The sequence below is a fragment of the Prevotella communis genome, from assembly GCF_022024115.1.
Lineage (GTDB): Bacteria > Bacteroidota > Bacteroidia > Bacteroidales > Bacteroidaceae > Prevotella > Prevotella communis.
Map to the genome: position 1 here is coordinate 957864 of NZ_CP091792.1, position 12295 is coordinate 970158.

The 12295-nt window shown below is 48.9% G+C and carries 10 protein-coding genes; 6 read left to right on the forward strand and 4 right to left on the reverse strand.

Features of this window, described 5'->3' with window-relative positions:
* The first annotated feature begins 12 nt into the window (after nt 1–12).
* Complete coding sequence (locus L6468_RS03690) at nt 13–690, forward strand: SGNH/GDSL hydrolase family protein (protein ID WP_237795390.1); 678 nt, start codon at nt 13–15, stop codon at nt 688–690.
* Complete coding sequence (locus L6468_RS03695; RefSeq protein ID WP_237795392.1) at nt 687–3581, forward strand: DUF8487 domain-containing protein; 2895 nt, start codon at nt 687–689, stop codon at nt 3579–3581. Before L6468_RS03690 ends, L6468_RS03695 begins: the two co-directional genes overlap by 4 nt.
* A 3-nt stretch (nt 3582–3584) precedes the next feature.
* Here the strand turns inward: L6468_RS03695 and L6468_RS03700 are convergent, their stop codons facing one another.
* A complete protein-coding gene (locus L6468_RS03700) occupies nt 3585–4859 on the reverse strand; it encodes an L-cysteine desulfidase family protein (RefSeq protein ID WP_237795394.1) in 1275 nt (424 codons plus the stop codon).
* Between the two features lie 164 nt (nt 4860–5023).
* On the opposite strand from L6468_RS03700, the gene L6468_RS03705 reads away from it, so the two are divergent.
* The 3 genes from L6468_RS03705 to L6468_RS03715 are packed head-to-tail and all read left to right on the forward strand — an operon-like array spanning nt 5024 to nt 8567.
* Nucleotides 5024–5530 (forward strand): hypothetical protein, encoded by a 507-nt coding sequence (locus L6468_RS03705; protein ID WP_237795396.1) that lies wholly within the window; start codon nt 5024–5026, stop codon nt 5528–5530.
* Nucleotides 5527–7089, forward strand: a complete 1563-nt coding sequence (locus tag L6468_RS03710; protein WP_237795398.1) for a hypothetical protein — start codon at nt 5527–5529, stop codon at nt 7087–7089. The genes L6468_RS03705 and L6468_RS03710 overlap by 4 nt, the downstream gene beginning before the upstream one ends.
* Nucleotides 7090–7106: 17 nt before the next feature.
* Entirely contained in the window at nt 7107–8567 is a 1461-nt protein-coding gene (locus L6468_RS03715; RefSeq protein ID WP_237795400.1) for a hypothetical protein, read from the forward strand.
* Nucleotides 8568–8574: 7 nt separating this feature from the next.
* On the opposite strand, the gene L6468_RS03720 is transcribed toward L6468_RS03715, so the two are convergent.
* The 3 genes from L6468_RS03720 to L6468_RS03730 form a co-directional block, all read right to left on the reverse strand.
* Nucleotides 8575–9306: a LytR/AlgR family response regulator transcription factor gene (locus L6468_RS03720; RefSeq protein WP_237795402.1), complete on the reverse strand. Its 732-nt coding sequence runs from the start codon at nt 9304–9306 to the stop codon at nt 8575–8577.
* Nucleotides 9303–10454 carry a sensor histidine kinase gene (locus tag L6468_RS03725; RefSeq protein ID WP_237795412.1) on the reverse strand — a complete coding sequence of 384 codons (1152 nt, stop codon included), beginning with the start codon at nt 10452–10454 and terminating at the stop codon, nt 9303–9305. The genes L6468_RS03720 and L6468_RS03725 overlap by 4 nt, the downstream gene beginning before the upstream one ends.
* Before the next feature lie 93 nt (nt 10455–10547).
* Nucleotides 10548–11168: a hypothetical protein gene (locus L6468_RS03730; RefSeq protein ID WP_237795414.1), complete on the reverse strand. Its 621-nt coding sequence runs from the start codon at nt 11166–11168 to the stop codon at nt 10548–10550.
* 145 nt (nt 11169–11313) lie between these two features.
* Between L6468_RS03730 and L6468_RS03735 the strand changes: the two genes are divergently transcribed.
* Entirely contained in the window at nt 11314–12294 is a 981-nt protein-coding gene (locus tag L6468_RS03735; protein WP_091814808.1) for an ROK family protein, read from the forward strand.
* Nucleotide 12295: the final 1 nt, after the last annotated feature.

Genomic DNA, 12295 nt, shown 5'->3' on the forward strand with positions numbered 1-12295 from the left:
ATATTTACGGATATGAAAAAACTGATTTCACTGTCGGCGCTGCTACTGATGATTTGCTTGTCGGTAGGCGCACAGACCAAGACCGTTGCTGTGTTGGGCGACTCGTATTCCACTTTCGAAGGGGCTATCCCTGAGGGAAATGCCATCTGGTATTTCAAGCAGAACAATCCCAACCTGACTGATGTGAACAGCGTGGAGCAGACCTGGTGGACACTGCTCGCCAGGCAGAAGGGGTGGAAACTGGGAATGAATAATTCCTATAGTGGTTCTACCATCTGTAACACGGGGTATAACAAGGAAGACTATAGCGACCGCTCGTTTACCAAACGTATGGACAACCTGGGCGAGAACCCTGATGTCATCCTGATTTTCGGTGCCACGAACGACAGTTGGGCACATTCCCCTATCGGTGAGTTCAAGTATGAGAATATCACCAAGGAGGACCTGTGGTCGTTCCGTCCTGCCATGGCTTATATGCTGGGCTGGATGAAAGAGCACTATGCCAAGTCGGCTATCTATTTCCTGCTGAACGACGGACTGAGTGCTGATGTGACAGAGTCGTCAAAGACTATCTGTGAACACTATGGTGTGAAATGCATTGAATTGCAGGGTATTGCTAAGAAGGCTGGACACCCATCCGTGAAGGGTATGCAGCAGATTGCAGAACAAGTAGGACAGGTGATTGAATGAGAAAAGGACTGATTCTTTCTGCTCTCGCCATGCTGCTGGGTATGGGAGGTGTGCAGGCTCAGATGGTGATGGATTTGCAGGGTCCCTGGGACTTAGCCCTTGGTGATTCCGCACATTACGATGACTACGTGGTGCTGCCTGGCTCGCTGCTCACAAATGACAAGGGTCATGAGGTGGATATCCACACGCAGTGGACGGGCTCGCTCTATGACTCGTCGTATTTCTATAACCCGTATATGGAACCCTACAGAAGGAAGGGACAGATGAAGTTCCCCTTCTTCCTGACACCCGAGAAACACTATGTGGGAAATGTGTGGTACAGGAAATATGTGTATATCCCCAAGGAATGGAGCGATCAGCGTATCACGCTCTTCCTGGAGCGCCCGCATATTGAGACCACGGTCTTTGTCAACGGACGTGAGGTGGGGCATCAGATGTCGCTTTCCGTACCCCATCGCTATGATGTGACGAAATATATCAGAAAGGGTGAGCGCAACGAGATAGCTATCCGTGTGTATAATGGAATTGAGAATGTGTGCGTGGGACAGGACTCGCACTCTGTGACAGACCAGACCCAGGGCAACTGGAATGGTATCACCGGACGCATTGAACTGCAGGCACAGTGGAAGAAGTTGAATATCAAGCGCGTGCGTGTGACCCCTCATATCAAGGAGGGTGCCGTCACCGTGGAGGTACAGTTGGAGAATCATGTGGACGGCCTGCGCTTCTTCCCCATCAACGACTATAACGTGTCGGCCAATATCAAGTACATGAACGACGGAAAGGTGGGTAAGATGGTGCGCGGCTCTACAGTCATTGCAGAGGGTAGTAACATCAAGTTTAAATTTGGATTAGGACGCGATGTAAAATTCTGGGATGAGTTCCATCCTAATCTGTATCGCCTGACGGTAGAAGCTGGTGAGACGGTCTATGAAACACAGTTCGGCTTGCGCGAGATAAAGGCTGAGGGACGTCAGCTCTATATCAATAACCGTCCGCTCTTTCTGCGTGGCACGGTGGAGAACTGCTGTTTTCCAGAGACAGGTTTTCCCCCAACCGATGAGGACGAGTGGATGCGTATCTTCAAGAAGTGCAAGGAGTATGGTCTCAACCACGTACGCTTCCATAGCTACTGTCCCCCCGAGGCAGCTTTTGCTGCTGCCGACCGTGTGGGTATCTACCTGCAGCCCGAGGGTCCGTCGTGGCCTAATCATGGTGTGAAATTGCGTCGTGGTCAGGCTATAGACAAGTATCTGCTGGAAGAGTCAAAACGTATCGTCGATGAATATGGTCATCACCCCTCGTTTGTGATGATGGCTGCGGGCAACGAACCTGCCGGCGACTGGGTCTCCTATTGTAACGACTGGGTGAAACAGATGCATGAGTACGACTCTACCAAGGTGTATTGCGGCGCCTCGGTAGGTGGCGGCTGGGCTTGGGATGGTGGTTCGGAGTATCACGTAAAGGGTGGTGCCCGTGGGTTGGACTGGGACAGAAAAGCCCCGTCGAGCGATGACGACTACTACAGTGGTATAGAATATCCTCGAAACTATAAAGGAACGACACCTAATGATTCTCCCATCATTGCCCACGAGCAGGGACAGTGGTGTGCTTTCCCTGACTTTAAGGAAATAGCACAGTACACAGGTGTCTATAAGGCGCGCAACTTTGAGATATTTCGTGATATGCTGCGTGACAACGGCATGGAGCAGATGGCAGAGAAATTCCTGATGGCCAGTGGAAAGTTGCAGACACTTTGCTACAAGTATGAGATAGAGCGCAACCTGCGTACAAAGGATTATGCAGGCTTCCAACTGTTGGGGCTGAACGACTATAGTGGTCAGGGTACGGCTCTTGTAGGGCCGCTGAATGTGCATTGGCGTGAGAAAGGCTATACCACCGCCAATGACTGGTGTGAGTTCTGTTATCCTTTGGTCCTGTTGGCCCGTTTCCCTAAATTCGTCTATACAAATCATGAGGTGCTGCGTGTTCCCGTTGAGGCTTATAACGCCTTCTATGCTGATTTGAAGGAAGTGAAGGCTGCCTACTATATTACCGACGATACGATGGGCGTCTATCATGGTGGTCGTTTCCTGTCGCACGAGATACCGGTAGGAAAGAATGGTGAGTTAGGGGTGGTGGAGTTCCCGCTCGACTCAATCAAACAGCCTACTAAGATGACTCTTCATGCCAAGATGGGAAATATTATCAAGAATCATTGGGATTTCTGGGTCTATCCGGAGAAGGCAGGTCTTTGTGACAATGAGATGGATGACAACTCCAAACTGTATGTGGCCGATACGCTCGATGCCCATGCTCTGAAAGTATTGAAAAAGGGTGGTACGGTCTTGTTGACTGCAGCCGGACGTGTATCGTTGGGCAGTGATGTAAAACAGTCATACCTGCCTGTATTCTGGAATACGTCGTGGTTTAAGATGCGTCCGCCGCATACCACCGGTGCCTATATTGAGAAAGAGCATCCACTGTTTAAACACGGCTTCCCCACTGACGATTGGTCAAACTTGAACTGGTGGGAACTGCTGAACAAGGCGCAGGTGATGAACCTGATGGAACTGCCTAAAGACTATCAGTCGCCCATCCAGCCTATCGACACGTGGCACGTATCTCGTAAGTTGGGTATGCTTATAGAGGCACGTGTGTTGAAAGGTCGCCTGTTGATGACCACGATGGATATTAGTAATGATTTGGAGCATCGCATCGTGGCCCGACAGATGCGCAAGGCAATCCTCGACTATATGCAGAGTGATGATTTCCAACCATCGCTGACGTTGACGCCGGAAACCATCAGTCACTTCTTCACCCAGCAGGCACCCGCTGTGGATATGTTCACGAAGGATTCGCCTGATGAGTTGAAACCAAAAATCAAATAGGATTTATGAGCACCCCTTGGTGGTCATGATACGAAGCACCAGGTCGTCGGTGGGACCCATACCATCGGCACCAATGGCAGTCAGATTGTGGATGCTGCGGTCTACGCAGTCATCCACAATTCCTTCTTCACTGGTCACGCATTTGCCTTCCATCGACAGGAGGGCAGAGAGGATGGCGGTGCTGACTCCTGATGTGATCTTCAGCGAACAAGAGGGTTTGGCGCCGTCACAGATCATACCCGTCAGGTTGGCAATCATGTTCTTCACACTGCGACAGCAACGTTCATAGTCGCCGCCCATCAGGTAGGTGATACCCACACTGCTGCCGATAGAGGCAACCACGCACCCGCACAGCGCTGAGAGCGTGCCCAGTGACTGTTTGATATAGATAGCTGTGAGATGACTCAGGGTGAGGGCACGGATCAGTTCTTCTTCCGTGTTCTCATTCTCCTTGGCATAGACGCAAACGGGATTGGTGGCGCAGATGCCCTGGTTGCCGGAACCAGAGTTGGACATCACGGGAATCATGGCGCCTCCCATACGGGCATCGCAGGCTGCTGCCGTACGTGAGATGATATGCGAGAAGATGGTATGTCCGAAGATACCCTTCGCCAGCGGACGGTCGATGGTCTTTCCCAGATTATGTCCATAGTTGCCCTTGATGGCCTCGCGTGCCGCATTCATGTTATAGTCGCGTGTCTCCAGGATAAAACGAATCTCGTCCAGCGGAGCCGTCGTCGCAAAATCATAGACCAGACGGAAGTTCAGTGGGAGGGCGTTTCCTGCGTCAGCACCTTCCTGACTCTCCGCTACAACCTTTTCACTTTCCACGAAGTGCGTATGTGTGCCGGCAATGATGGCCGTCTCACTCTTCTCACCTGCAGAGCACGTCACCTCCACGTAGAGTTTCTCCGTGATGCCCTGCTTCATCTGGATGCAGATACGCTTCTCGTTGATATACTGTTTTCCGGCTTCCAGAGCCTCTGGCGTCAGGTCTTTCAATACCTCCAACTGATAGTCGCTCTTGCCGATAAGGGCACCCAGGGCGATGGCGATAGGCAGACCTATCATCCCTGTGCCGGGGATACCTACACCCATCGCATTCTTCAGGATGTTGGCACTGAGCTTAGCAACGATTTTCTCTGGTTTCTGTCCCAGTTTCTCTGTAGCTTTCGCTGTACAGAGGGCTACACACATGGGTTCTGTACAACCGATAGCGGGCACTACTTCCTGTCGGATAAGTGCAATGATTTGTTCGCGGGTTTCTTTGCTGATCATAGTATCTATGATGTAAGACTTTTTTGATGTGCAAAAGTACGCTTTTCCTTTGAAATAGCCAAATAAATAGTTATTTATTTGCTTTATTGGAAAAAGATGTTTATATTTGCGTCCAAATAGAACAGTATAAACCTAAAACAGATAGTTTTTCAAACATCATGGATATGAAAACAAGAATAGTTCTCTCTTTGTTGCTGTCGTTCCTGATGGCAATAGGGGTAAGGGCAGAAGAGAAGTCTTCTTTGTTTGTCTTCCTGAAAGACGGCAGTAAGGTGCAGTTCTTCCTGCCTTCCCAGGATCCAACGGTCAAATATCAGAAAGGCGTGATGACCGTTTCCTATCGCGGCCTTGACGTCAGTGAACAGACGCTTGACTTTGAGCGTGATCAGGTGGACTACCTGAAAGTGGATAAGTCGGACCTGACTGTTATTGACGAAGTGAAGGGTGACGAGTCCCGCATCCGCTTTGACCTGACTCGCAAGGGCGTTGTCGGCATCAGCGGATTGCAACAGGCAGACCGCATCATGGTATGCTGTCTTGACGGCAAAAGCGTGGATGCTGCCATCAGTCGCCATGAGGGTGAGGCAACGATAGACCTGAGCCGTCAGCCGCGTGGTGTCTATCTGATAAGTGTGAACCAGCGTTTTACCTTTAAACTGATGAAGCCATGAAAAACGTGCTACTTTCTATTTTCGCCTTTGCGCTCAGCACGACGGCTTCAGCGCAATTTGTCATTGTGGACGATGAACTGCCTGTATTGGCAAGCGATATCGATAAGATTACCTATGAGGAGAACGACCGTTTTTCGGAGTTGTTGTTGCCTGCTTGCCTGGCCAATAATCCGAAGACGACAATATTCAGTCAGGCCCTGCAACTGACGGGACTGGCCGACACACTTCAGGTTTGGAATTACGATAATTACCATCGTGATGAGGAACTGTGCTTATATAAATATGCACCAGATTCAAAATATACATCACCTAGAAGAAAGGCTTGGTTTAATGAATATCGCTTCAGGATGTTCAATGCGTTTGTTGAGACTGATAGCGTGTATGCAGCTAAAGGTATCCATAATCTGGAACAGTTGAAGGCCTATGCTAAGCAAGTCTATGATGAGGCTTTTCCAGAGGATGTCTCTGTTAGTGATCCTACAGACCGACGTAACTCGCTGAACCGTTTTGTGTCCTATCATGTCCTAGGACATGGTTGTCCTTATTATATTCTTGGACATGGCAGTCCTTATCAGCATCTGGTATCTTATAATGGTGTGAAGCAGGATATCTTCTGGGTGGATACCACAATGATGGATATGTCTGCCTGGTATGCCACTTTGATGCCGCATGCTTCGCTGAAATGCAGTTATCCAATGGGTGAGAATAGTGGCCTGTATGTTAACCGCAGAGGTATTCAGGATGGGCCTGATAAATATGGTAAACAGGTACGTGGTGTGAAGATTATTGCTGATGGAGAGCAAGGCTTAGATCACAAATGCTTCAATGGCTATTATTTCTATATTGACGATATCCTGGCTTACGACAAGACAGCGCGTGAGGAGGTTTTGGGTAGTGAGTTGTGGCGTGTGGACTTCAAAACCCTTTCACCCGATATCATGAATAATGTCGATTTGATAAGCGGTTATTACGATTCATTCGACCCAATGGGCGAGTATTACAATACCGGAATAGCTCGGAATCATGCTTACAAGTGGGATTGCATGGAGCATATCAAGGGTGACATAACAAAAGATAGCCCTGGATTAGTCGCCACTAGTTCCTTTATGTACTATTGGCAATGGCAGGGTGATGCGGCATATGCTATTGGTGATTATGATATGACTATTAAGTTGCCACCGTTGCCTGCTGGCGAATGGGAGGTGAGATTGGGAACCTATGTGGAAAATGTGAATAGTGTTGCCAGAATTTATTTGAATGGGGAGATTGTGATGGACTCACTCCATATGTCGAAAGCAACGATTGATGAGCTTTCCGCACAGTCCAAATGTATGAGGGGACCTCGTGATTGTACTTATGGAAAAAAATATAATATCGCAGATGATCCCAGTTCTGTGAGATACCCTCTTTGTCGTATAAAGACTGATGGTAAGAGCGACAATTACTTGCGGATAGTGAACCTGACAGAAGTTTCTGATAACACGACAGACGCTATGTTCGACTACTTTGAGTTTGTGCCTAAGTTTGTGTATGATAATCAGGAGATTCCTGAAGAATAAATATAAGGAGGAAACAAATGATGAAAACAAGGACAATACTTCTTATAATCGCTTTCATGGGCTGTTTTGCCGGTGCCGTGGCTCAGGATGTCACTATCTTGCACATGAAGGATGGCACAACCAAACGCTATACGAATGGTGCAAAAGGAGCCACCTCTATCCAGTTCTTTGACTATGCTCCTGCGAAGACATACGCACCTGATTATACATCGAAACACGAGAATGACTATGTAGCCGATTGGAATGTGAATCAGGTATGTCGGATTGATGGGGAGTATGTTGTAGGCCTGTTCTGGGAAGACAACGTGCCGTCTAATTTCAAAGCCAATCATGGGGTCCTCTTTGGCACGACGCCAGGCCTGACATTAGATAATTGTCAGGAGAAACAGTATGCGGAAAGTAAGTATGTAAGGTTTAAGAATAGTAGTGGCTCTCTCTTTATTGTGGCAAACGAACATACTCACTATATGTGGATTGGTAATAAGATAAAGAGCCCTATGTTGATGAGTATTGACGAACAGAGATTTGAGTCTTATGACACCATCGCCAACTTCATCCGTACCCCTTTGGAAATAGATCATACCTATTATTATCGTACCTTTTCCGAGGGTAAGGCTCTTGTGGGCGGCGAGGAACAGACGGTAGTATTCTATGGCGAAGAGCGCAGCTTCCGTGTGCCTCGCATTATGGCCGATTTCGCATATTATCCCTATCCTTGTGCTACGGATGAGGCTCTGGCTGCTTTTGCTGCTGCCCATCTTCCAGATTCGATTGCTGTTCCAACCTGGAAGCAGTGGGAACCATTATGGAATCTGTGGCGAGCTACGGACGAAGGTAAGAACTATGACCTTTCTGCTGATATCACCACCGAGAAATTTGATGATGGTACAGGCTATCGCCTCAATCGCATTCCGGATGAGTTCTATACGTGGATTGCCAATCGCGAAATCGTGATAGATCCGTTTGATGTAGCGGAGATAACAAGAGGTTTTGATAGTACTATTAAAGATTCCGTTAATCTTGCGAATCCTAACTATATTGAGAATGTTGACGAGAAATGGGGCGTTCCTGGCGGAAAATATGTTCGCTTCGAGCCTGTCATATTTACCATGAATTACAGTGTTACTTATAGAAACGATGAGGTGGTGCCAGGTGTTCGCTATAGGCTCCAGTTAAACTTTGCGCCTGAAACAGAAGATGAGAGTGACGTTGCCCGTCTCCCAATGAAATTGAACGTTAGTACTGTCTTGGGAAATGAGATAACTCGAATTGTTCTTCCTGCTGAAAATGCAAAAGGAGACTTTACTGTTCCTGCTACAGAGACAACATCAGTTGTAGTAGATAATTTTTCTGTGAAGGCGGTAGGATTGAGCTTTCTAATTCTGACGCATGTAACAAATGCAGAAATAAGAAGAGGACAATTCAACAGAATCCTTCGCATCGCAGAGATGCGACTCACGCCTATGACGGACGAGTAGGGGAATGTTATTTCCCCAGGAACTTTTGTTCCAGATACTCGTTGAAACGGTCTTTGTAGAGGTCACCGATAGGCAGGTAGGTATCGGCATCCAGGATGACGCGGTTCTTGTTGACCTCCTGAATCTTCTGCAGGTTGACGATATAAGAGCGATGGATACGCATGAAAAGGGTGGGGGGCAGATAGTCCTCCATCTTTTTCATACTGAGCAGGGTGATGACGGGTTTCTGCCCATCCAGGTGAATCTTCAGGTATTCACTCATGCCCTCTATATAGCGGATATCGCTGATGGCAATGCGCACCACGCGATAGTCGGTCTTCACGAAGATGGTACCGTCGGCCTGTACCGGACTGCTCTGCTTCTGCGGCGTCGCTTGATGACGCAGGTTGTACTGCTCCTGCACCTTCAGGGCTGCCCGCAGAAAATCGTTCATGCCGAAAGGCTTCAGCAGATAGTCCACGGCATTCACCTTATAGCCCTCAATGGCATATTCCGAGTAGGCCGTGGTGAAGACGATGAATGGGGGCGCAGCCAACTGGCGTACGAAATCCATACCGCTCAGGTCGGGCATGTTGATATCGCAGAAGATAGCATCCACCATCTCCTCCTCCATCAGTTTCTGAGCTTCCAGGGCACTATGGCACTGGCCTGTCAGTTCCAGGAATGGCACCTTATTTATATATGTCACTAATTGCTGCAGAGCCAGGGGCTCGTCATCGATAGCCAGAACTTTTATCATAGCGGTAATGTTAAGTTGACGGTATAGGTATTCTCTTCATCCCTGATATCCAGGTGATAGGTGCGGCCATAGATCAGTTCCAGACGGCGCTTCGCATTCTGCAAGCCCAGTCCTCCGTGATGGTCCTCCCCCTGCGGCACCTTGCTGTTGCTGCATACAAAGTGCAACTGGTTATCAATAATCTGGATATTGATATGGATGAACGAATGCTGCTGATAGCTGACGCCATGCTTGAAGGCATTCTCCACGAAGGTAATCATCATCAGCGGCGGAATCTCACGGTCGGGAATCGCCTGAGGAATGTCTACGGTGATGTCCACCTTCTTGTCGGCCACACGCATCCGCATCAGTTGGATATAATTATCCAGGAAGATAAGCTCCTGACGCAGGGGCACCTTCTGCTTCGACCCCTCATACAGCACGAAGCGCATAATCTTCGACAGTTCCACGATGGTCTCCTTGGCCTGCTCCGGGTCAATGTCCACCAGGGCATGGATATTATTGAGCGTGTTCATCAGGAAGTGCGGGTTGATCTGATACTTCAGGTATTCCAACTGCTGTTCCAGGTTCTGACGCTCCAGCTTCCGCAATCGTTCGCGGTCCTGCTTATGACGGAAATAATACTTCAGTCCTAGGTTCATGCCAATCATCAGTATCAGGATGATGACAGTCACGATATCGTGGTCCCTGAACATGACAGGCGGCTTCGGACCGCGCATCTCCTGCAGCTTGTCCGGATGAGGCCTGTGCATGTCACCTTCCATGAAAGGCATCTCTGGCGGCATGTCCCTATGAGGGAACCTGTCTTCCTGATGTATGCGCGGATGGCGGTGCCTGAGGTCGGGCTTTTCTATATATAATATGGTGATAAAAGCCGAGAGCAACAGGGTGAGCCCGATAGAGTAGAGCGCACGCTTATGACGGTAAATAATGAGCGGTGCCAACAGGAAATTATGAATCAGGAAGGCCGCAAACAGAATGAAATACTGTCTCCAGATATGCCACAGGTCGTTCCAGGGAAACGTCATATTGTCCTCGGAGTGGGCATATCCGATGTACGTGTTTAGCAGGGGCGCAACAAACAAGATGAGCCATAGTGCCAGGTAAACTAGTAGTTCTTTCTTATGCTTCTTTGTACTTCCTTTCATCTTCAGTGTGTTTTTGATGGTGCAAAGATAGTTAAAAAAGATGAATCGGGGTTAATTCGTTCAACGAATGCCCCGATTCTTTCAGTAAACCGGTTAAAGACCGATAGATTTCAGAGCCTTGTTGGCTGCGTCCTTCATCTCCTTGTTGGTCTTCTCGGCAGCCTCATTCACCTTCTCGTTAGCCTTCTGGGTAGCCTCGTTCACCTTGCTGGCAGCCTGCTTCTTGGCAGCGTCAACCTGTGCGTCCACGGCTTCCTTCACGGCATCCTCGGCACCCTGCTTCACCTCCTCGGCTTTGTTGTTGATAGCCTGCTCCACAGAGTCCTTCAGGTTTTCTGCGGTATCCACCACGCTCTGACCGGCTGTCAGCACGTTGATAACAGCCTCTGCAGGAGCGTCAACCAGTGTGCTTACCAGTGTCTGGGCAGCGGCATCCTCGCCGACGATAGCCAGGATCTGCTCCTTGTTTGCGTTAACAAACTCCTGAACTTGAGCCACATAGGTCTTTGCGGCTTCAGGGTCATTTGCTGCCAGTTCGGCAATCTTTGCCTGAGCACCCTCAAGAGCGTTCTGCACACCTGCTGAGTCGCCGGCTTCAATCTGTGCTTTCAGTTCCTCGATGGTAGCATCGGTGTTGTCAGTTTTCGCATTTTCACTGCACGAAGCCAGACCCAGAGTCAGGGCAGCTACGGCTACAAAAAAAATCTTTTTCATATGAAATTGTATATATTATGGATTAAATATCATTCTTTTCTTCGGCAAAATTATGAAATTCTTCGGATATGTGCAAAAAAAATCAGATAATCCTTTGGCTTTATGTTTTTTTTTACTATTTTTGTCGCATCAAAAACCAATAACTATGATACAGCGTACAGTTAAAACCCGGGTGGTGGGAATAGGACTGAGCATAGATGAAACGGTTTATGCTATTGTCGATGTCAGAGGTAACATTATTGCCAAGGATACCTTTGCAACGACCGATTTTGTCAATGTCAACGATTTCGTCACTTACCTGAGTGAGAAGGTCGTAGAAATGATAGAGAACAACGGTGGCTATGAGTGTATCCGTTCGGTGGGAGTCAGCTCTCCCAGTGCCAATTTCCTGACGGGATGCATTGAGAATGCCCCCAATCTGCCCTGGAAGGGACAGATTCCTCTGGCTGCCATGCTGCAGGACCGTCTGGGCTTGGCAGTGGCATTGGGCAACGATGCCCATGTAAGGGCCCTGGGCGAGTATGTCTTTGGCAGTGCCCATGGTATGAAGGACTTCATCGTGGTCAATCTGGGCCATGGTGTAGGCAGCTGCATCTTCACAAAGGGTAAGGCGCATCTGGGCTCCGAGGGTTTTGCCGGCGAGATCGGCCACTCCTGCATAGAGCACAACGGACGCCTCTGCGGATGCGGCAATCATGGCTGTCTGGAGGCTTATGTAGGTGCTAAGGGCATCTTGCAGACGGCCCAGGAAATCCTGGACAGCGACCCCCGTCCGTCGTTGATGCGCGACAGAAGGGATATGACGCCGGCAGATATCACGGCTTTTGCCGACGAGGGCGATGTGCTGGCACAGGAGGTGTACCGCCGTGCAGGCCATCAGCTGGGTATCGGTCTGGCCAACTATGCCTCTATCCTGAATCCGGAGGGTATCATCCTGGCGGGTGGCATCTCTCACGCTGGTCATTGGTTGCTGGATGCAGTAAATGATTCGTTTGAAGAGCATGTGTTCCATAATGTCAGAGGCAAGGTCAAACTGTTGTCCTCGAACCTGGATCAGGGCGAGCGTGATGTGCTAGGTGCCAGTGCCTTGGCTTGGGACGTGAAGGAATATTCGCTGTTCGTATAAT

What these genes read in the sequence shown, in the direction of transcription:
- L6468_RS03705 (WP_237795396.1), top strand. Translation starts at nt 5,024, where the DNA reads ATGAAAACAAGAATAGTTCTCTCTTTGTTGCTGTCGTTCCTGATGGCA.
- L6468_RS03735 (WP_091814808.1), top strand. Translation starts at nt 11,314, where the DNA reads ATGATACAGCGTACAGTTAAAACCCGGGTGGTGGGAATAGGACTGAGC.
- L6468_RS03695 (WP_237795392.1), top strand. Translation starts at nt 687, where the DNA reads ATGAGAAAAGGACTGATTCTTTCTGCTCTCGCCATGCTGCTGGGTATG.
- L6468_RS03720 (WP_237795402.1), bottom strand. Translation starts at nt 9,306, where the DNA reads ATGATAAAAGTTCTGGCTATCGATGACGAGCCCCTGGCTCTGCAGCAA.
- L6468_RS03710 (WP_237795398.1), top strand. Translation starts at nt 5,527, where the DNA reads ATGAAAAACGTGCTACTTTCTATTTTCGCCTTTGCGCTCAGCACGACG.
- L6468_RS03700 (WP_237795394.1), bottom strand. Translation starts at nt 4,859, where the DNA reads ATGATCAGCAAAGAAACCCGCGAACAAATCATTGCACTTATCCGACAG.
- L6468_RS03725 (WP_237795412.1), bottom strand. Translation starts at nt 10,454, where the DNA reads ATGAAAGGAAGTACAAAGAAGCATAAGAAAGAACTACTAGTTTACCTG.
- L6468_RS03730 (WP_237795414.1), bottom strand. Translation starts at nt 11,168, where the DNA reads ATGAAAAAGATTTTTTTTGTAGCCGTAGCTGCCCTGACTCTGGGTCTG.
- L6468_RS03715 (WP_237795400.1), top strand. Translation starts at nt 7,107, where the DNA reads ATGATGAAAACAAGGACAATACTTCTTATAATCGCTTTCATGGGCTGT.
- L6468_RS03690 (WP_237795390.1), top strand. Translation starts at nt 13, where the DNA reads ATGAAAAAACTGATTTCACTGTCGGCGCTGCTACTGATGATTTGCTTG.